This is a genomic window from Ralstonia sp. VS2407, from assembly GCF_052950655.1.
This window is the reverse complement of sequence record NZ_JBRFVG010000353.1, coordinates 1-439: the sequence shown is the minus strand read 5'-3', so window position 1 is coordinate 439 and position 439 is coordinate 1. Positions and strand designations below refer to the sequence as shown.

The 439-nt window shown below is 69.7% G+C and carries 1 protein-coding gene; it reads left to right on the top strand.

Annotated elements, in window-relative coordinates:
• On the top strand, positions 1 to 439 hold a 439-nt coding region (locus ACU8YE_RS25430), incomplete at both ends, for a hypothetical protein (RefSeq protein ID WP_446930364.1).

Below are 439 nucleotides of genomic sequence, written 5' to 3'. Positions count from 1 at the left end.
ATGGATGGGCGATGCCTGCTGGGCCCCGAGGTCCGCCGCTCGGACTACGAGACGTCGACCGGCGGGGCGGCGTCGGTGAAGCTCGGCAAGATGACGCCGGGCAAGGGCGGCAACTCCGGCGTGGTCGGCCTGCTGCTCGGCCGCCCTGAATCCGGGAAGACGACGACCGCGATCCGGCTCCTGCACGCCACCGCCGACGCCGACCCGCAGGGGTCGATCATCATCGTCGATCCCAAGGGCGACGACGGCCTGCGGCAGGCCGCGATCGACATCGCGCGCAAGCACGGGACGACGTTCTGGGAGTGGACGACGCAGCGTCCGATGGATCCGCTGTCGAACGTGATCGTGGATCCCGAGATGGCCGTCCAGGCCGCGGTCAGCCGGGTCATGGCCGCGATGGACTTCACCGAGGAGCACTACAAGGGCATCGCGCTCAACG